General features: G+C 61.1%; 18 protein-coding genes. 7 read left to right on the forward strand and 11 right to left on the reverse strand.

What is annotated here, in order from left to right:
• Positions 1-14: 14 nt before the first annotated feature.
• A complete protein-coding gene (locus tag BMZ10_RS02375) occupies positions 15-371 on the reverse strand; it encodes an MmcQ/YjbR family DNA-binding protein (protein ID WP_256214298.1) in 357 nt (118 codons plus the stop codon).
• A 38-nt stretch (positions 372-409) separates the two neighbouring features.
• Positions 410-1327: a LysR substrate-binding domain-containing protein gene (locus BMZ10_RS02380; protein WP_371265915.1), complete on the reverse strand. Its 918-nt coding sequence runs from the start codon at positions 1325-1327 to the stop codon at positions 410-412.
• Positions 1328-1512: 185 nt separating this feature from the next.
• On the opposite strand from BMZ10_RS02380, the gene BMZ10_RS02385 reads away from it, so the two are divergent.
• Positions 1513-2010 (forward strand): DUF302 domain-containing protein, encoded by a 498-nt coding sequence (locus tag BMZ10_RS02385; protein WP_093458447.1) that lies wholly within the window; start codon positions 1513-1515, stop codon positions 2008-2010.
• Positions 2011-2104: 94 nt separating this feature from the next.
• Here BMZ10_RS02385 and BMZ10_RS02390 read toward each other — a convergent pair whose 3' ends face one another.
• Positions 2105-3196, reverse strand: a complete 1092-nt coding sequence (locus tag BMZ10_RS02390; protein ID WP_093458448.1) for an NADH:flavin oxidoreductase/NADH oxidase — start codon at positions 3194-3196, stop codon at positions 2105-2107.
• Positions 3197-3283: 87 nt separating this feature from the next.
• Here BMZ10_RS02390 and BMZ10_RS02395 point away from each other — a divergent pair, with 87 nt between their 5' ends.
• Complete coding sequence (locus tag BMZ10_RS02395) at positions 3284-3583, forward strand: ArsR/SmtB family transcription factor (RefSeq protein WP_093458449.1); 300 nt, start codon at positions 3284-3286, stop codon at positions 3581-3583.
• A 141-nt stretch (positions 3584-3724) separates the two neighbouring features.
• Here the strand turns inward: BMZ10_RS02395 and BMZ10_RS02400 are convergent, their stop codons facing one another.
• Genes BMZ10_RS02400 through BMZ10_RS02410 form a run of 3 tightly spaced genes read right to left on the reverse strand, consistent with a single transcriptional unit; the run spans position 3725 to position 7582 of the window.
• The gene (locus tag BMZ10_RS02400; protein WP_093458450.1) at positions 3725-5023 is read right to left on the reverse strand and encodes a cytochrome c; all 1299 of its coding nucleotides are present in this window, start codon (positions 5021-5023) and stop codon (positions 3725-3727) included.
• Between the two features lie 12 nt (positions 5024-5035).
• Positions 5036-6808: a GMC family oxidoreductase gene (locus BMZ10_RS02405; RefSeq protein ID WP_371265934.1), complete on the reverse strand. Its 1773-nt coding sequence runs from the start codon at positions 6806-6808 to the stop codon at positions 5036-5038.
• A 15-nt stretch (positions 6809-6823) separates the two neighbouring features.
• Complete coding sequence (locus BMZ10_RS02410) at positions 6824-7582, reverse strand: gluconate 2-dehydrogenase subunit 3 family protein (RefSeq protein WP_093458452.1); 759 nt, start codon at positions 7580-7582, stop codon at positions 6824-6826.
• A 340-nt stretch (positions 7583-7922) separates the two neighbouring features.
• Between BMZ10_RS02410 and BMZ10_RS02415 the strand changes: the two genes are divergently transcribed.
• Positions 7923-8528 carry an FMN-dependent NADH-azoreductase gene (locus tag BMZ10_RS02415; RefSeq protein ID WP_093458453.1) on the forward strand — a complete coding sequence of 202 codons (606 nt, stop codon included), beginning with the start codon at positions 7923-7925 and terminating at the stop codon, positions 8526-8528.
• 406 nt (positions 8529-8934) lie between these two features.
• The gene (locus BMZ10_RS02420) at positions 8935-9975 is read left to right on the forward strand and encodes an alpha/beta hydrolase family protein (protein WP_093458454.1); all 1041 of its coding nucleotides are present in this window, start codon (positions 8935-8937) and stop codon (positions 9973-9975) included.
• Positions 9976-9985: 10 nt separating this feature from the next.
• Here BMZ10_RS02420 and BMZ10_RS02425 read toward each other — a convergent pair whose 3' ends face one another.
• From BMZ10_RS02425 to BMZ10_RS02445, 5 genes are all read right to left on the reverse strand, one after another.
• A complete protein-coding gene (locus tag BMZ10_RS02425; protein ID WP_093458455.1) occupies positions 9986-10855 on the reverse strand; it encodes a TIGR03915 family putative DNA repair protein in 870 nt (289 codons plus the stop codon).
• Positions 10852-12072, reverse strand: a complete 1221-nt coding sequence (locus tag BMZ10_RS02430; protein ID WP_093458456.1) for a putative DNA modification/repair radical SAM protein — start codon at positions 12070-12072, stop codon at positions 10852-10854. The genes BMZ10_RS02425 and BMZ10_RS02430 overlap by 4 nt, the downstream gene beginning before the upstream one ends.
• A gap of 149 nt (positions 12073-12221) precedes the next feature.
• A complete protein-coding gene (locus BMZ10_RS02435) occupies positions 12222-12866 on the reverse strand; it encodes an HAD family hydrolase (protein WP_093458457.1) in 645 nt (214 codons plus the stop codon).
• A 210-nt stretch (positions 12867-13076) separates the two neighbouring features.
• A complete protein-coding gene (locus tag BMZ10_RS02440) occupies positions 13077-14030 on the reverse strand; it encodes a 2-hydroxyacid dehydrogenase (protein ID WP_093458458.1) in 954 nt (317 codons plus the stop codon).
• A 67-nt stretch (positions 14031-14097) separates the two neighbouring features.
• Positions 14098-15501, reverse strand: coding sequence for a sodium:solute symporter family protein (locus BMZ10_RS02445; RefSeq protein ID WP_093458459.1), 1404 nt, complete (start codon positions 15499-15501; stop codon positions 14098-14100).
• 587 nt (positions 15502-16088) lie between these two features.
• On the opposite strand from BMZ10_RS02445, the gene BMZ10_RS02450 reads away from it, so the two are divergent.
• The 3 genes from BMZ10_RS02450 to BMZ10_RS02460 all read left to right on the forward strand — a co-directional run bounded on the left by BMZ10_RS02450 (position 16089) and on the right by BMZ10_RS02460 (position 18168).
• Positions 16089-17210, forward strand: a complete 1122-nt coding sequence (locus BMZ10_RS02450; protein ID WP_093458460.1) for a DUF1615 domain-containing protein — start codon at positions 16089-16091, stop codon at positions 17208-17210.
• Positions 17211-17312: 102 nt separating this feature from the next.
• On the forward strand, positions 17313-17537 hold the full coding sequence (locus tag BMZ10_RS02455; RefSeq protein WP_093458461.1) for a hypothetical protein: 225 nt from the start codon (positions 17313-17315) through the stop codon (positions 17535-17537).
• Positions 17538-17640: 103 nt separating this feature from the next.
• Positions 17641-18168, forward strand: coding sequence for a hypothetical protein (locus BMZ10_RS02460; RefSeq protein WP_093459912.1), 528 nt, complete (start codon positions 17641-17643; stop codon positions 18166-18168).
• The last annotated feature ends 54 nt before the right edge of the window (positions 18169-18222 follow it).

An 18222-nucleotide genomic window follows, 5' to 3' on the forward strand; every position in this document is an offset into this window, starting at 1 on the left:
GGCTGCAGGGCCGCTCACAGTTTCAGCGCGACCTGTCGTTTCTTCGCCAGCTTGCTCACCACCCGTTGATGCGATTGCGTCAGCAGGTCACGCAGTTCCTCACTGCCGATGGCGTAGGGGTACGTCAGAGTGATCCAGTGGGCGCGTGCGAGGTAAGGAGCAGGGCCCACGCCGGGGCGATCGACGTAGCCGAGAAACAGCTCGCTGCCCACCTTGAATGACAAGTCATCACCGGCCAGGCCCATGACCGCGAACATTTTCGTGTCGGCGATGGAGAACACCCGCACGCCGCCCCATTTGTAATCCTCACGCGCGCCCGGCAGGCTCAGGCAGAACGCGGCCACTTCGTCACGGTGCATGGTCATCCTCATTCATGATGTCTGACGCCCAAGGGCGCCGGGGTCAGCGGTCACAGCGGGCGTTGACCACTGTTGAACGCGGTTTCCAGATGGTCCAGCCACGCCCGCACGGCGGGAAGCACGCCACGCCGGTGGGGATAGACAGCTTGCAACCAGGCAGACGGACAGTGCCAGTCCGGCAGCAGCCGAACCAGCGCACCGCTGGCCAGCTCGTTTTCGCAATACATCATCGGCAGGACGGTAAACCCCAGTCCGGCCAGGGTGGCTGCCTTGCGCATTTCAAAATCCTCCACGCTCAACCTTGGCTGCATCGCCAGATCGAAACGCTCGCCCGCCGCATTGTGCAAGCGGGCACGGGCCAGGCGATCGGAATCCAACGCGCCGAGGAAGGGCAGCGAGGTCAGTTCCCGCGGATGGCTGACTCGGTTGGCCTGGGCAAAATGCGGCGCGGCGACCACTTCGGTCTGAGCTTCTCTGAGCCGACGGGTCACCAGGTTCAGCTCTTCATCGTCAGCCTCACGCACCCGCAGCGCGACGTCGATGCCTTCATTGATCAGGTCCACACGCCGGTTGACCAGCAGCAGATCGAGCTGAACCTGCGGGTAGTGCTGGAGAAAATCCCGGACCAGCGGGGTGAGTTGACTGGCCAGCCCTACTGGACTGCTGACCCGCAGCGGGCCTCGCGGTTCGGACGTCGCGCTGGCAACCACTTCGTCGGCAAGCTCCGCCTCCAGCAGCATGGCCTGGCAGTGTCTGAGGTAGCGTTCTCCGAGCGCCGTGAGTTGCATCTTGCGGGTCGTGCGCTGCAGCAACCGCGCGTTCAAACGAATTTCCAGTTCGGCGATGCGTCGCGACAGTCGGGATTTGGGAATGCCCAGCAAACGGCCTGCTGCCGCAAACCCGCCCGCTTCGACGACTTTGGCGAAGTAAAACAGGTCGTTAAGGTTTTTCGGGTCGCCGGGGATCACGTATCAGAACCTTCGCGGTTGAGCAGGGACGACGATTGTACGACGAACCGGGCCTGATCGAGCGTTATCACAGGCCGTTGAATGTAGCAGTGGCGCCTTCCGTCGACCTTCATCCTGCACGGCAGAACTTTAGATTGTAGTTGTAATCCTTTGCGAGGTATCAGCCATTCAGAGGAAGTGTGCACATGCCTGTTAATGAACAACCGTTTCAGGGCGTCAGGTTGCAGGTCGCGTCCGAGAAGTCTTACGACGCGCTGTTGACTGCGTTACTCGACGACATCGGCCATGCGCCGGTGAAGATGGATGAGATGGTAAACCGGCACGCGTCGTGGGACGCCTTTCGCGACGAGATCGAGCGCAAAGCGGGACCCAGCGGCTTCATGCTGTTTTCACTGCTCGATCATGGCGCTTGGACGCGAAAGGCCGGGTTGTCACAACGGGCCATGCGCGTGGTACTGGGAAACCCGTTGATTGCTATCACCATGCTCAAGCACGACCCGCGTTCGGGGCTGTTCGCTCCGGTTGAACTGTTGCTGCTGGAAGAGTCCGCCAACACCAGCAGCATCGTTTACGTCAGACCTTCGTCGCTGATGGTGGTGGAGCCTGATCAGCCGCTGCTCGACGCAGCCACCGCCCTCGACCGCAAGCTTGCGGCGCTGGTGAGTAAAACGGCGGGAGGGTGAGCGGGCTGTGACAGGTGCCGGCCCTGCGAGCGGGCCGGCTTGTATGGTTGACAGCGCGGCGTTGCACCGCGTCGTCTGACAGTTATCCTGCCGGTCAGCGGTAGCGTTCCAGCCAATGGGCGTAAGGTGCAGGCAGCATCCAGGACGCTTTGTCCACACCCAGCTCTTTGGCGGCAAAGTAAGCCCAGTGCGGGTCGGCCAGATGAGCGCGGCCTACGGAAACCAGGTCCAGCTGACCGGCTGCGATGGCGTCATGTGCCAATTGTGGCGTGCCGAAGCCCCAGGCAGAGGTCACCGGCAGGCCCGCTTCGCGGCGCACCCGCTCTGCAACCGGACCCATGAATGCGGGCCCCCACGGGATGTTGGCCTGGGGGATGGTGAAGCCAACGCTGACACTCAGCAGGTCCAGGCCGCCGCCCTTGAATTTCCTCGCCAGTTCAATGGACTCGGTCAGCGTCTGCTCGTCGCGGCCGTCGTATTCGATCACCCCGAAACGGGCAGTGAGCGGCAGGTTTTCCGGCCATACTTCGCGCACGGCCGCCAGCGTTTCAAGGAGAAACCGGCTGCGGTTTTCGAAGCTGCCGCCATAGGCGTCCGTGCGTTTGTTGGAGTGCTCCGAGAAGAAGCTCTGCGCCAGGTAGCCATGGGCAAAATGCAGTTCGATCCACTCGAAGCCCGCGTCGCGGGCACGGCGCGCGGCATCCACGAAGTCCTGACGCACGCGGGCGATGTCGTCCAGGGTCATTTCCTGCGGGACTTTGGGCAGGTGCTCGCCGAAAGCGATCGGCGAGGGCGCCAGGGTTTTCCAGCCACGGGGATCGTTTTCTGGAATGTGGTCGTCACCTTCCCAAGGGCGGTTGGCACTTGCCTTGCGGCCGGCGTGGGCGATCTGGATGCCGGGCACCGAACCCGCTGCCTTGATGGCGTTGACCACCGGAACGAATGCCTGAGCGTGTTCGTCGCTCCAGATACCCGCACAGCCCGGTGTGATGCGTCCTTCCGGTGACACGGCGGTGGCCTCGACCACGACCAGACCGGCGCCGCCACGGGCCATGCTGGCGAGGTGCACATGGTGCCAGTCGTTGATCACGCCGTCCTCGGCCATGTACTGACACATCGGCGGAATGGCGATGCGATTGCGTAGCGTGATGTCCTTTAAAGTGAACGGCTCGAACAGTGCGGACATGTAAGTGTCTCCGGTGATGGTTGATTCGTTTGTTCGATAGTATTCGAAATATGGCTTAATCGCTAACCCCTCGCTATGATTCGCCCCATGCGAGCCTTCAAACATCCTTTTCCTTCCGAGTTCGTGCTTGAGCGTGTGCTGTATGCACTCAGCGATCCTGTGCGCCTGGAAATCGTCCGTTACCTGGCCAATACCCAAGAGGCGACTTGCGGCGAACTGGATGGCGGTCGTCCCAAGTCGAGTATGTCCCATCACTTTCGCGTGCTGCGTGATGCCGGTCTGGTCCAGACCCGGAACATCGGCACGACGCACATGAACTCGCTGCGCGCCGATGAGCTCGATCAGCGATTTCCCGGTCTGCTGCCATGCATTCTGGCGCAACGCTGATCACGCACTGTATGTGCAGAGTTTTTCATGAATGAAGAGCGAGTCGGGCGTGTGACCCGTGGCATGAACGCGCGCCTGCATCCCTGCAGACGCGCGCTTTGCCATCAGACCTTCAGACCTGCGCGGCGGTCAGGACTGGACTCAATGCCCGGTCACCTGGCCCAGGTCATCGCCTGAGGTGGTTTTCATGTCGCTGCTGCGCAGCCTGGCGACGTCATCGGCCGTCACTTCGCTGGCCTGGTTGCCCCAACTGGTACGAATGAAGTTCACCACGGCGGCGACCTTCTCGTCGTTCAGGCGCCAGGCGAATGCCGGCATGGTGAAGTTCGAAGGTGCCGTATGGGTCGCCGGGACGGTGCCGCCTGCCAGCACCACGTGAATCAGCGAAGTCGGATCGGCCGTCTGAACCACCGGATTACCGGCAAGCGCTGGGAAGACCCGGGTGTAGCCCTGGCCATCGGTGCGGTGGCACGCTGCACAGTTGTCGATGTAGACCGACGCCCCCGGTTTGCTGTCGTCGCCTTTCCACAGCGCATCGGCGACCTGCCTGTCATAGACATGCGGCTTGTCGTCCGGATTGCTGGCAGGCAGCGTCTTCAGATAGCGGGCAATGGCTCTGAGGTCGGCATCGCTCATGTACTGCATGCTGTGCTCGACCACATCGCTCATGCCACCGAACACCGCGCTGCGGTCACTGCGGCCGGTCTTGAGGAACTGCATCAGGTCGTCTTCGCTCCAGCTGCCCAGGCCATCCTTGTGGTCGCCGCGCAGGTTTTTGGCAATCCAGCCTTCGAGCGGCGCGCTGCCGGCCAGAAACTGGCTGCCTTCGGCCGGGGTCAGTGCTTTTTCCTGCATCGTCAGTGCGCGCGGTGTGTGACAGGCGCCGCAATGACCCAGCCCCTCGACCAGATAGGCGCCGCGGTTGACCACTGCATCAGCACTGGCCGTCGGCTCGAAAGCCTTCACCGGCGGAGCGAACAGGCTGCGCCAGATCGACAGGGGCCAGCGCATGCTCAGCGGCCAGGGGATGTCCGTGGGTTTGTTCGGCTCGGCGACAGGCGCGACGCCCTTCATGAAATACGCATACAGCGCATGCATGTCGTCATCGCTGACCCGCGCGTAGGACGGGAAGGGCATCGCCGGGTAAAGCGTGCTGCCGCTTTTGCCGATGCCGTGCCGCACGGCCTGATCGAAGTCTTCGAAGCTGTACTGGCCGATGCCGGTCGGATCCGGCGTGATGTTGGTGGAGTACACCGTACCGATCGGCGTTTCCATCGGTAAGCCGCCGGCAAACGGCTTGCCGCCCTTGGCGGTGTGACAGGCCACGCAATCACCGGCTCGCGCCAGGTATTCGCCCTTTTTGACAAGCGCGTCGTCGTCGGCTGCCAGCACGCACGTACTGGCGCTGAACAGCACAGAGGCGATCAACAGTGTTTTCATGCTCATCGCTCCTTAAGCCTGCACCAGCGGGCCGGGGTTTTTCAGGTACTGCTCGCGGATCGCCCGGGCAGACCAGTACGTCAGCGCCGCCACCAGGCCAGTCGGGTTGTAACCCAGGCCTTGCGGGAACGCGGAAGCGCCCGGCACGAACACGTTGTGCACGTCCCAGCATTGCAGGTAGCGGTTCAGCGCACTGGTCGTCGGATCGGTGCCCATGATCGCGCCGCCGTTGAGGTGGGTGGTCTGATAGTTCGCCGTGTTGAAGTGCTCCTTGACCTTCTTGCCAAGCACCGCAATGGTTTTCGGATTCATGGCCTGAGCCACCTTGGTCAGCTTCTCGACCATGAACTGATTCATCTTGATGTCGTTTTCCTGCCAGTCGAACGTCATGCGCAGGAGAGGCTGGCCATACGCGTCGCGATAGGTCGGATCGAGGTCCAGGTAATTGCCGCGGTAGGACTGATGCGCGCCATGGGCGTCCATCGACAATTGATGGGTGTAATAGTCGATGGTCGCTTTCTTCCAGCCGCTGCCCCAGGTCGGGGTGCCGGGCGGGTTGGCGACACCGGCGATAGGACGACTGCCGGCCTGGTTGACCCACATCGGCGAACCGCCGACGAAGCCGTGGGGGCCATGATCGAAGTTGTCCGCGTTGAAGTCGTCGATCGCAACGCCGTTGCCGCCCGCGCCGATGAAGTTGTTGGTGTAGGTGTCCTTGTCGAAGAACGCCTTGACGGTGCCCATGTTCTGGTAAGCAAAGTTGCGGCCCACGACGCCTTCGTTCTTGATCGGGTCATAAGGCTTGCCGATGCCCGACAGCAGCATCAGACGGACGTTGTTGAACTGGAACGCGGCGAGGATCACCAGATCGGCCGGCTGCACGACTTCGCGCCCTTGGGCATCGATGTAGGTGACGCCGGTGGCCTTGCGCCGGGTGTCGTCCAGATTGACCCGCAGCACGTGGGCGTTGGTGCGCAGCTCGAAATTCGGCACCTGGCGCAGCGCGGGCAGGATGTTGACGTTCGGCGAGGCCTTGGAATACATGTAGCAGACATAGCCGCTGCAGAACCCGCAAAAGTTGCACGGCCCCATCTGCGCGCCATACGGATTGGTGTAGGGCCCCGAGGTGTTGGCCGACGGCAGGTTGTAAGGCTTGTAGCCCAGTTCGGTGGTGGCCTTCTGGAAGATCTGCGCGGAAACCACGTTTTTCTGCGACGGCAGCGGGAACGGATTGGAGCGGTCGGGCGCGTAAGGATTGCCGCCCTTGCCCTCGCCGACGACCTGGCCGTTGACGGTCCAGGCCTGGCCCGAAGTGCCGAAGACCTTTTCCGCGAAATCGAAATACGGCTCCAGCTCTTCGTAGCTGACACCGAAGTCCTGGATGGTCATGCCTTCGGGTATGAATTTCTTGCCGTACCGTTCCTCGTAGTGGCTGCGCATGCGCAGTTCGATCGGATCGACACGAAAATGCACGCCCGACCAATGCAGACCTGCGCCGCCCACGCCCTTGCCAGGCAGGAAAGCACCCAGTTGGCGGTTGGGCAGGGCCACATCATTGACGCTGTGGCGGATGGTTACGGTTTCCTTCGAGACGTCGACGAACAGTTTCTTGCGCACGCTGTAAGTCAGCTCATCGATGACCTGCGGGTAGTTGCCGTCTGGATAGGTGTCCTGCATGGGACCGCGTTCGAGGGCGACAACCTGCAAGCCGGCTTCAGTAAGCTCTTTGGCCATGATCGCGCCAGCCCAGCCAAATCCGACGATCACCGCGTCCACTTTCTTCATTTCATTGGCCACGACTCAAGCCCTCTCGCCACGGATGGACACGGGAGGGAAGGGATACGCTTCGTTGCGCTCTACCCAGTCCATGAAGTCGGCGCGCGCGCCGGGAAAACCGATCTGTCGCCAACCGACCATGTCCTTGTTGCCGCCGTGAACCGGATCGCAGAAGAACCCTTCGCGGGTGTTCTGCACCAGCAGGCTGAAGAACGCTTTGGCCGGGAGCTCATCGAAATGCAGCTCTCCTGCTTCGATCTTGCCGAGAATCTGGTCTCGGGTAGCGCTGTCTTGCGCGGCGAAATTTTTTTTCATCTGCGTCAGGCACCACGCATCTGTCGCGGCGATGCCGAGGCGATAGATCTGTTGCGGGTTCAATTGCAGCTGATAACCCATTTCGGCGGGCGCATCGGTCACGAACGGGCCTTGCATGTACCACTGCGCACCGGTGGCGTAGGGCGTGTTCATCTGGCGATCAATGTACTCCGCTGCGCCGGCTTCCAGCGCTCCCGGGCCGTGTTCGTCGGCCGGGATGATCCTGGACACCGCAGCCTGCAGAAACGCCCATTCCTCGGCGGTGAAGAATGCCGGGTGATAATCGCCAGACGCGGGCGTCGCGGGCACATGAGCGTTGGCGGGGGCCGGAGCTGTCGGCGCAGCCATGAGTTGTTGGGCTGTGACGCCAAGCCCTGTACTGGCCAGGGTCACCGCCGGAATCATCGTCAGGCCTTTGCGCAGAAAGTCCCGGCGGCCTCCGTCGGGGATGGAGTGGCTGTCGTCCATTTGATCCTCACAGGTCATCGTATTGAAGTGAAATGCTGGTCGTGGAGCGGCATCCCGCTGCACGTCACGGCTTGAATCGATCGGGGAAATACGGGTTCTGCCGATTGCAGGGACGATATTATGACTGAATGTGAAACCGGTTTCAGGGCTATTGGTCAGCCGTGCTGATTCTTGAAGTATGAGTACGCATAGAGGGCGATAATCCGCGCGTCGGTCACCCCATTGTCCTGTTAATGGAACGATCTATCGCAGTTTCGCTGACTAATCAGCCATTGACTTGCAAGGTAGGATGATCGCCATTCAGTCGCCCCGTCGCGATTCTTCACTTGGGAAGCACGTTATGAAACTGTTGCACATTGATTCCAGCATCCTTGGCGATCACTCCGCTTCGCGTCAGCTGAGCCGCAGCGTGGTCCAGTCGTTCACCGCAACGACGCCTGACACTCAGGTGGTCTACCGTGACCTGGCCAACGACGCACTGAGCCACTTCTCCGGCGCCACACTGGCCGCTGCCGGCACGCCGGCAGAAGGTCGCGACGCGGCGCAGAAGCTGGAAGTGGAAACCAATGAAGCCACGCTGGAAGAATTCCTGTCGGCGGACGTCGTCGTCATCGGCGCACCGATGTACAACTTCACCATCCCGAGCCAGTTGAAAGCCTGGATCGATCGCATCACCGTTGCAGGCCGCACGTTCCGCTACACCGAAGCCGGTCCGGAAGGCCTGTGCAAAGGCAAGAAAGTGGTGATCGTGTCCACCGCCGGCGGCCTGCATGTCGGTCAGCCCACCAGCGTCGGTCACGAAGACCTGCTCAAGGTGCTGTTCGGTTTCATCGGCGTGACTGACCTGCAGTTCGTGTTCGCCCACGGCCTGGCCTACGGCGACGAGCCACGTGTCGCAGCCATGGCCGCCGCGCAGAAACACATCGACGAAACACTGTTCGCCTGATGCCGTGAGACGTGCCGCTGATCGGCACGCTTGAGCGCGAGCCAGACTGTAAGCCCCGTCATCCAGGCCCCAAGCCCCGGTTGACGGGGCTTTCGTCGTTTAGGCAATGCGTCTTTCGGTTTGCCGTCGATGTGTTCAGTCAAGCGACAGACTTTGCGATTTCTTTGCGAGTAACCTTGCTCCCAGGGCAGTAAAATCGCCGCCGATCCTGCCGGCAAAGTGACAAGCCCGGCCGACGCGCCCGTTTTTCTGAGCTTGGCCCGCCTTGTGCACTATTGATCTAACAACGTTTCTGAATGTTATCGATGCCGCTCGGTCAGATAGCCACAGACACCGTTTTATAGGGAACTCAGACCCGCTGCGTCTGATTCGACAAGCACGGATTGATAAGGTGAGGGGCATTGCAATGATGCGTCTTTGTGCAGTGATGATAATCAGCCTGTTCAGCGGCATGATTTCGGTGCAAGCCGCAGAGTCGGACGCGTGGAGCGTGGGCTTCCACGAGCTGACCTTTCTGGATCCGCTGGATTCCCGGCCCATGCATGCCTTCGCCTTTTATCCGTCGACCGACGAAGAACACGTGACCCGCGTTCAGGGGTATCCGATTGAGGCCACCGAAGACGCCCGCATCGCCATGGGCCGTTTTCCGCTGCTGATGCTTTCCCATGGCAATACCGGCACGCCGCTGGCCCAGCATGATCTGGCGACGTCGCTGGCGCGCAAGGGGTTTGTCGTGGTGGCGGTTTTTCACCCCGGTGACAACTACCTCGATCACAGCCGGCTGGGCAGCCTGAGCAATCTCTACGGCCGGCCGCTGCAGATTTCCGAAGCGATCAGCGCGGCGCTGCTCGATCCCATGCTGTCGCCTTACATCAGTGCCCGCCGCGTCGGTGTCATCGGTTATTCGGCGGGTGGCGAGACCGCATTGATCCTCGCGGGTGCTCAGCCGGATCTGCAGCGGTTACGCCATTACTGCATGGAACGCCCGCAGGACAGAGACGCCTGCAAAACCCAGGGTGAACTGCTCGCCGATCGCGATGACCTGCACGCTCAGGCCGATCCACGGGTCGGCGCGCTGATGCTGATGGCGCCGCTGGGGCTGATGTTCGGTCGTCACACGCTGTCCGACGTGCATGTGCCGGTGTTGCTGTACAGCGGCGATGGCGATGAATTGCTGGCCATCGACAAGAACGCAGAGGCGCTGGCGCGCAAGCTGCCCGAAGTCTCGGATTTCAAATTACTGGCCGGGGCCGGGCATTTTGTCTTCATGGCGCCGTGCGATGACGAACAGCGCGCCACTCAGCCGGGTCTGTGCACTGATGCACTGGGCGTCGACCGCGAGGATATTCACCGCAACCTCAGTGCCGAGGCAGTGGAATTCTTCGGCAGCACGCTCGGCGCGCCAATGAGCACGGCAGGCATGCAGACCGCGGTGCATCAACAATAAGCGCCTGACGTCAGGCATTACCCTTGATGACCTTGCCGCGGCGCTCGCCGATCTGCTTTGCCTGACCATCCCGTTGCTTGCCGGTGCGCGCTTCACTGATAAGCGCCGGGATCAACGGACCTTCGGGCAGGTTTTTCCAGAACCGTGTTGGCAGATGGCCTTGCATGACTTTGGGATTGAGTCGCGCAGGGTTGAAGATGTGGCTGTAATACGTCAGCCACAGTTGCCCGTGTGGGTCCTCGGCGTTACGCGCCAGGGCTTGCCAGGCCGGCGGGCATTCACGCTGATGGATCAACCGCTGCCCGTCGTAGAAGACGCCGTCTTTGGGGGTCGCGATCATCCAGCGGTGTCGGCCCATGCGGCCGATGAAGTGCTCGCTGGCGCTGCGCAGAATGTCGTGGGCCGGTTCGTGCCAGGCCACGTATTCGGGCAGCGTTTCCATTTCCAGCAACGCGGCCTTCGCCGCCAGGTCTTCGGCTTCCTCGCTGACCGGCAGGGCGACGAAACGCAGAAACGCATGAAGATGATGCGCTTCACGGCTGACTTGCTTGAGCCGTCGATGCAACTCGCTGCCGAGTTTGTCACCCGCCAGCATGGCGGTCCGGTCACCGTGACTCACGCGCCAGAGCACTTCATACAACAGGCTCCAGCGCTGATCGCCGCAATATTGCCCGGCGTTCTGCAGCAGCTCCAGCAGCGCCAGAGGAATACGCGCCTGAAACGGACCGGCTTGCTCGGGATAATGCGTGTCGCTGGCGAAGAGATCGGCGTCCTGCGCCACGCTCCAACTGACCTGATCCGGATCGATCTGATGACTGAGCAACCAGCGCGCCTGCTGTCGCCAGGTGTCGAAGCGGTCCTCGCAATCGAGAATGATCATGCCCAGAGCGCCATCTGCTGTGGTTGCGGACGGTCGCGCAACTGTTCGCGCAGGGCCACGCTGGAAGTTTCTGCCTGACGAGGGTGGTAGTCGCTGGTGATGATGAACGGACGTGCCTTGGCCAGCACGCAGCGCAGGCGCGTCAGGTCTTCATAACGGATGCGCCGCTGACGGCGCAGCTCGATCAGGCGTTTGGTGGTGCGAATGCCGATCCCCGGAATGCGCGCGATCATCGCCGGTTCCGCGCGATTGAGGTCAAGCGGGAAAACCTCTCGATGCTCCAGCGCCCAGGCCAGTTTCGGATCGATGTCCAGCGCCAGATCGCCGGGACCTTGAAGCAGCTCGGTTGCACGATAGCCATACCCGCGCAGGAGAAAGTCTGCCTGATACAGGCGATGCTCGCGCAGCAGCGGCGGGGCGGCGAGTGGCACGCTTTTCGGACTGTTGGGGATCGGGCTGAACGCCGAGTAGTAAACCCGCTTCAGGCGGAAGTCGCCGTACAGCGACTCGGCAGTGTGCAACAGCGTGCTGTCGTCGGTGGCATCGGCGCCTACGATCATCTGCGTACTTTGCCCGGCAGGCGTGAAGCGCGGCGCCTTGGGTTCATTGAGAATGGTCTGCTGACCGGTGTAAATGGTCTGCATGGCCTGTCTGATCGAACCCATTTCTTTCTCGGGGGCCAGGGTCTGCAAGCCTGCCTGCGTCGGCAATTCGATATTGACGCTGAGGCGGTCAGCGTATCGGCCAGCTTCCTCGATCAGCGCCGGGTCGGCTTCGGGGATGGTCTTGAGGTGAATGTAGCCGCGAAATTCGTGCTCTTCGCGCAGCAGTCGGGCGACACGCACCAGTTGTTCCATGGTGTAGTCGGCCGAGCGAATGATGCCGGAGCTGAGGAAAAGCCCGCTGACGCAGTTACGGCGATAGAAATCCAGAGTCAGCGTGACCACTTCTTCAGGGCTGAAACGCGCTCTCGGCACATCGCTGGAGCGTCGGTTGACGCAATACTGGCAGTCGTACAGACAGAAGTTGGTGAGCAGAATTTTCAGCAACGACACACAGCGGCCGTCAGGTGTGTAGCTGTGGCAGATTCCCATGCCGGTGCTCGATCCGATGCCGGACTTGCCTTCGGAGCTGCGTTTAGGCGCTGCGCTGCTGGCGCAGGAGGCGTCGTATTTGGCCGCGTCAGCGAGGATGCTCAGCTTGTCGATCAGCTGCATGGATTTTCTCGATACTGTTTTTATGTACAGTATCGAGTTCCGGGGCGGCGAACAAGCGCCGTATGAGTGGAAGTTCGCGCGCGGTCATGCCAGATGCGCGGAATGACGACTGGAACGAAGAAGACCCGGCGTTCAGACCGGTCGGGTGCTCAACTGATGCGCTGCACCAGATCCTTCAACTCACCGAAATCTTTCACCGGATGAAAGTTGGCGTGACCGAGAAACGCCGAAAAGTCGGTGTCGCCATAGCCTGCGACCTGAGCGCCCGCGCCCAGCCCGGCCTGTACACCCGGAATGCTGTCTTCGACCAGCAGGCATTCAGCTGCACAGAGCCCGAGCAGCCCGGCAGCGTGCTCGATCAGAACGGGCGAGGGCTTCCACGCTTCAACCTCATACGCACTGACAATCAAACCATGGAACACGTCCAGCAGGCCTACCGTGCTCAGACAGGTTTCGATTTTACTGCGCGGGCCGTTGGAGGCCACGCACTTGGGCAGCGTCAGCCCGCGCACGAACTCCACGGCGCCCGGCATTTCTTCAAGTTGATCCTGCAGCAGCGGCAGCGTGCGGGCGCGGAAGGCGTTGACGATCTCGATGTTGGGCAGCCACGGATAATCGCGGCACAGGCCTTCCATGCACAACGCGAACTGCACGCCACGAAAGCGCTGCAGTACCTCATCGAGGGTCAGGGAGACTTCATGCTCCAGCAGAATGTCCCGCAGAAGCCCGGCCGCGAGGCGTTCGCTGTCCACCAGGGTTCCGTCGCAGTCGAAAATGACGCCGGCAATATTCAAACAGGGCTCTCCCGTAAAGCGTGATCGTGTTCGGGGCGGTTGGACCGGCATTATCCGGAAAAGTTGAGAAGGGGGTGTGAAGACTGACCTACGGTCGTGTTACAGAAGGCCGTTGTGAGCGCAAAGGATGACATGAGATCCAGTCAATCTGCCGACCGGCAACGAAGCGCACACCGTTGCCGTCGACAGGCTGAATTGTTGCAACGTGGCTTACAGCGAAACGGGTGTCACCAGCGAGCCGTCGGCGAAGAAGGCGCTGATGTTGGCAAACACCAGATCGGCCATGGCCTGGCGTGTTTCGTAAGTGCCCGAACCAATGTGCGGGGTCAGCACCACGCTGTCCAGCGAGAGCAGTTCGGCGGGCACGTTCGGTTCGTCTTCGAACACGTCCAGGCCCGCGCCGGCGATTTCCGACTCCAGCAGCGACGCCACCAACGCCTGCTCGTCAACCACCGAGCCCCGTGCGACGTTGATCAGGTAGGACGACGGGCCGAGCGCCTTGAGAACGTCGCGGTTGATCAGATGCTGGGTGTCCGGGCCGCCCGGCACGATCACGATGAGGTAGTCCGACGCCTTCGCGAGCGCTTGCAGGTCGGCGTAATGTGTGTAGGAAACGTCGGGATACGCCTTGCCGCGTCGATAGTAGGCGATGTTCATCTCGAACGCTGCCGCGCGCTTGGCGATGGTCTTGCCGATCTTGCCCAGGCCGACGATGCCGCAGGTTTTGCCACACAAGTCATTGCCCAGCGGGAATTTGCCGGACGGCCATTTGCCTGCCCGTATGAAGCGTTCGGCTTCGCTGATGCGCCGCGACACGCACAGCATCAGCGCCATGGCAGTTTCCGCGACGGCGTTGTTCAGCACGTCCGGCGTGTTGCTCAACTGAATGCCGCGACGCGCGAGATATTCGGTATCGACGGCGTCGTAGCCCACGCCAAAGCTGTTGACCACTTGCAGATTGGGTAAGCGGTCCAGAATCGCGTTGTCGGTGCCGTACACACCACTGGTGATCACGCCGCGCACCTTGTCGCCATGCTCGGCCGCCCAGGCGTCGAGGTCCTTGATCTCCCAGCGGTTGTGCACCGCGAAATCGCGATCCAGATTCTGCGTCAATGCCGCATGCATCGGGCCCCAGACCAGAACATCGGCTTTCTTGTCGCTCATTGTTTCCTCCTTGCGCTGCGGCTCCGTCGACCGGGCCGCAGCCTGATTGCACGTGCGGATGACGTCTTCAGCCGTTCTTGTTTAACACAGGTTGCGCCTCGGAGCGGCCCGATTTGAGCAACTCGGCGATGGCCATGGTCAGCAGTGGCGCGAACAGGGCGAAGTACGAACTGTCGATGCCGTAAGGGTTGCCGGCCAGGAACCAGCCGATCGTAGAGATCACCGAGAGGATCACACCCGCCAGTGCGCCGCCTCCGGTGCCGAACTTTGGCGCGTAGAAGCACATCAGCACGATCACCGCGAGGGTGGCGCGCAAGGCTTTGCCGAGGAAAGCGATCAGCAGGATCTTGTCGGCGTACAGCGCCAGGATCAGGGGCAGGAAGCCGATCACAACGATCGCCAGGCGAATGAAAATCACCGATTTCCGATCGCTCTTTTCCTTGTTGAAGAAGGGGTCGTAGAAGTCTTTCATCGCCAAAGTGGCAGACGCGAGGGTGTTGGCCGAAATGCCGCCGAACAGCGCGCCGGCCAGGCCGATGACCACAAGGCTCGCCGAGAAGGTCGGCATGTGGGCGATCAGGGCAGGGAAGGCGTCAATGGATTTGATTCCCGGATACAGGTAGGCGCTGCACATGCCGATGCCAGCGGCCATGATGCCAAATGGAATCATCAGCGAGGACACATAGAAGCAGGCGCGCTTGGCGGTTTTCTCGTCTTTGGTGCTGACCAGCGCCTGAATCACGTATTGGGTCGCGAAGATCGAGCCGACACCGCCGATCATCCACGCGAAGATCTGGCCCCAGCCCACGCCTGTGAAGTCAAACATGGTTGCCGGAAGCTTCGCTTGCAGCGCACCGATGCCGCCGCTGGCGTTGAGCGCGAAAGCGAGGGCCAGGACGATGCCGATGTACTTGATCACCGCGTGCACGAAATTGGTGTAGACCACCGAGCGCATGCCGCCGACGCTGACGTAAAAGACCGTGATGACGCCGACCAGCAGGATCGCCAGGGTTTTGTCGATATTGAGCACGGCTGCAAGGACCGCGCCGCCGCTGGCGTACAAGGCCACCGACACAATACTCAGCGCGCAGATGGTGAGGACCGATGCGGCGTAGCGTGTGCCTTGGCCGTAGTTCTGCGCCAGGATCCCGGAGATGGTGTTGAGGCCAGTGTCGCGGTATTTCTTGGCCAGCACCAAAGCGAGCAACAGGAAGCCCAACGACAGCGCCACCAGGTTCCAGGCCGCCGAGATTCCGGCTTCGAAACCTTTCTGCGCGGTGCCGATGCTGACCGAGCTGCCGATGAACTCCGACAGCAGCAGGGCGCCGATCAGAAAGGGAGGAAAACTGCGTCCGCCGCCGGTGAAGCCATCGCTGCTTTTAGCGTGTTTGCGCACGCTGTAGCCGATGTAGGACATGACGATGAAGTAGCCGGCGGTCAGGCAAAGGATGATTGTTATTCTTGGGTCCATGGTCTCTCCGTCCCCTGATGGCAGGGTGCGTGGAATGGTGGCGCGAGCGCGAAGGCCCGAGCGTGGGACTGAGTTGTCAGACGACGTTTGAAATCAGACAGCGGCGAGGCATGGGCATGGGCTGCCAGGCATCACAATCTTGTCGTGCGAAGGCGTCTTAAAGCGGCTGGAAAATCGGGAGGGGTTGATGCAAAGGCATGTACAGCGCGGGGGAGTGTGTGTCTTTTCATTTTTATTAGAGGCTCGTGATGAATGTTGAAAGGCAACTCAATACGAAGCATTTGTTATACGTCATCGTACAACGTCACGCAATCGTACTCTTTCAGGAGGACGAATCAAGGGCCGCTGATCGTGATCGAAGGTGCCACGGCTGCGCTGCACAGGAATCAGGGCGACGCTGTTGAAGCCGTTCGTTCCGAGGTTGGAGGCAGTCAGCCTCGCTGCAGAACGGAAGAGGCGGTCCGTTTCCAGGCTGCTTGGGCTGTCAGGGCTTAACAGACTCAGCGCTCGACTGAGCCGCAAATGAGTCACTTATCGCGCCACGCTGTCCATATCCCGCCACCCACTTGAGCGAACAGCGAGGACTCATGCCCGCGAAAGGATTCTTCCGACACATTCCCGCCGCGAGCAGCCTGATCATGGTCACGCTGCTGGCGGGTTGCAGCTCGCGGCCCGATCAAGCGCCGCCGCCGGCGCCCGAGGTGGTGCGCAGCGAGATCGTCCGGTTATTGCCTGCCAGCGTGCCCGACCGCCAGGGCTGGGCCACCGATATCTATCGCGCGTTCGAAGCGCAGAACATCGACCCCACCGTCGAAAACCTGTGTTCGGTGCTGGCCGTGACCGAACAGGAATCCAACTTTCAGGTCGACCCTGCGGTACCTGGCATGGGCAAGATCGCGCAGGACGAAATCGATCGCCGGGCGAGCAAGCTGCACATTCCCAACCTGATTGTGCGCAGTGCGCTGGACATTCGCTCGTCCACTGGCAAGACCTACAACCAGCGTCTGGCGGCGGCCCGTACCGAAAAAGACCTGAGCATGATCTTCGACGATTTCATCGGGCTGGTGCCGTTGGGCCGTACGTTGTTCGGCAACCTCAATCCGGTGCACACCGCAGGGCCGATGCAGGTCAGCATCGAATTCGCCGAGCATCAGGCACAGGATTACCCGTACCCCGTCGAAAGCTCGATCCGCCATGAAGTGTTCAGCCGTCGCGGCGGCATGTACTTCGGGATCGCCCATTTGCTGGGCTACCCGGTGAGTTACGACAAACCGCTTTATCGCTTCGCCGACTTCAATGCCGGCTGGTACGCCAGCCGCAACGCTGCCTTTCAAAGCGCAGTGGCACGGCTTTCGGGCAAGCGTCTGGCGCTGGACGGCGACCTGATCAGCTACGGCTTCACCCCGTCGCTGGGGCAAACGGAACTGGCGGTGCGCAGCCTTCATGAACAGTTGAACATGCGCAATCCGACCATTCGCAGCCAGTTGGAGAAGGGTGAAACCTTGGAGTTCGAGGAGACCGATCTGTACCGAAAGGTCTTCGCGCTGGCCGACAAGGCTGCAGGCAAGCCGCTGCCGCGGGCGATCCTGCCGGGGATCGTGCTTGAAAGCCCGAAAATCACCCGCAAGCTGACCACCGCTTGGTTCGCCCAGCGTGTTGACGAGCGTCGGGTGCGCTGCATGGGGCGCGCATCCGGAAGGCTCAAATAGATGAAGCCGGACGCCGTCCGTCCATTTTTCCGCACGCCTTCGCCTTAAGTGCCTCAAAGCTGCAACGCCCGGATTTTCCGGGTTCGTCCCGAGGAGGTGTTTATGCCAGTCGATCCTGCCATGCCCGTGGATGTTCCACCGGTTACGCCATCGTCCCCTGCCGAAGCCGATCTGGATCCGGATGCGCTTGAAGACGAGGATTACCGCGAAGAACTCAGGGAGCATGAACAGCACAAGGACCAGCGACCTGATGACTGGAACGAGCCGCCGTCGGCACAGGCGCCCAAGCCAGACCAGCCGACACCGCTGTCGGACGATCTGCGTTGATTTCACCGTTTCTGCGCCGGGCCGGAAATGAGATCCGGTCCGGCGCTGCTTATCTAACGCTCAGGAGCCTCAGGTTTTGATTGGTGATTCCCCCGCATCCAATATCATCACGAGCAGTACCCCTGTTTCCGACAGCCAGACCGCTGACGCGCTTTTGTTTGGCTCGCCAAAAGATCGCCTGGATTTCTATCGAAAGGAAATCCAGTACGAAACCGCGATCCTCTCCAATCGCACCAACGCCTATCTGTCAGCTCAATCGTTTCTGGTCATTGCCTTCGCGTCATCGATGGCAAACCTGAATCCCGAGTGGGGCAAGCTGTTCACGCTGGTGGTCCCGCCGTTTCTGACGTTGCTTGGGCTGATCAGCTCGATGCATGCCTGGCCCGGTATCCGCGCGGCGTACGAGATCATCGATCATTGGCACTTCAAGCAGAGCCAATTGCTGCGCAGCCAGCCGGCAATGGGGTTGGCCTATGACGATTCACCGTTGTTTTCGGAGCACGAGTCAAGCGAGAAAGGCTATCGCAAGTCGCTGCTGTTCTCTATGCGCACGCCCTGGCTGTTCAGTGCGTTCTGGTTTCTGCTTGGCGCGTTTTCGATCTACGCCCAGGTCACAGACAGTCTTTTGTGACGCAGCGCACAGCGTGATCGCCTGGGCGTCCCGACATCTCACCGCCCACCTTCA

The organism is Pseudomonas sp. NFR16 (assembly GCF_900108875.1).
Classification (GTDB): domain Bacteria; phylum Pseudomonadota; class Gammaproteobacteria; order Pseudomonadales; family Pseudomonadaceae; genus Aquipseudomonas.

What these genes read in the sequence shown, in the direction of transcription:
- BMZ10_RS02445 (WP_093458459.1), bottom strand. Translation starts at nt 15,501, where the DNA reads ATGGACCCAAGAATAACAATCATCCTTTGCCTGACCGCCGGCTACTTC.
- BMZ10_RS02455 (WP_093458461.1), top strand. Translation starts at nt 17,313, where the DNA reads ATGCCAGTCGATCCTGCCATGCCCGTGGATGTTCCACCGGTTACGCCA.
- BMZ10_RS02440 (WP_093458458.1), bottom strand. Translation starts at nt 14,030, where the DNA reads ATGAGCGACAAGAAAGCCGATGTTCTGGTCTGGGGCCCGATGCATGCG.
- BMZ10_RS02410 (WP_093458452.1), bottom strand. Translation starts at nt 7,582, where the DNA reads ATGGACGACAGCCACTCCATCCCCGACGGAGGCCGCCGGGACTTTCTG.
- BMZ10_RS02395 (WP_093458449.1), top strand. Translation starts at nt 3,284, where the DNA reads ATGCGAGCCTTCAAACATCCTTTTCCTTCCGAGTTCGTGCTTGAGCGT.
- BMZ10_RS02415 (WP_093458453.1), top strand. Translation starts at nt 7,923, where the DNA reads ATGAAACTGTTGCACATTGATTCCAGCATCCTTGGCGATCACTCCGCT.
- BMZ10_RS02430 (WP_093458456.1), bottom strand. Translation starts at nt 12,072, where the DNA reads ATGCAGCTGATCGACAAGCTGAGCATCCTCGCTGACGCGGCCAAATAC.
- BMZ10_RS02385 (WP_093458447.1), top strand. Translation starts at nt 1,513, where the DNA reads ATGCCTGTTAATGAACAACCGTTTCAGGGCGTCAGGTTGCAGGTCGCG.
- BMZ10_RS02390 (WP_093458448.1), bottom strand. Translation starts at nt 3,196, where the DNA reads ATGTCCGCACTGTTCGAGCCGTTCACTTTAAAGGACATCACGCTACGC.
- BMZ10_RS02420 (WP_093458454.1), top strand. Translation starts at nt 8,935, where the DNA reads ATGATGCGTCTTTGTGCAGTGATGATAATCAGCCTGTTCAGCGGCATG.
- BMZ10_RS02375 (WP_256214298.1), bottom strand. Translation starts at nt 371, where the DNA reads ATGAGGATGACCATGCACCGTGACGAAGTGGCCGCGTTCTGCCTGAGC.
- BMZ10_RS02405 (WP_371265934.1), bottom strand. Translation starts at nt 6,808, where the DNA reads ATGAAGAAAGTGGACGCGGTGATCGTCGGATTTGGCTGGGCTGGCGCG.
- BMZ10_RS02425 (WP_093458455.1), bottom strand. Translation starts at nt 10,855, where the DNA reads ATGATCATTCTCGATTGCGAGGACCGCTTCGACACCTGGCGACAGCAG.
- BMZ10_RS02400 (WP_093458450.1), bottom strand. Translation starts at nt 5,023, where the DNA reads ATGAAAACACTGTTGATCGCCTCTGTGCTGTTCAGCGCCAGTACGTGC.
- BMZ10_RS02450 (WP_093458460.1), top strand. Translation starts at nt 16,089, where the DNA reads ATGCCCGCGAAAGGATTCTTCCGACACATTCCCGCCGCGAGCAGCCTG.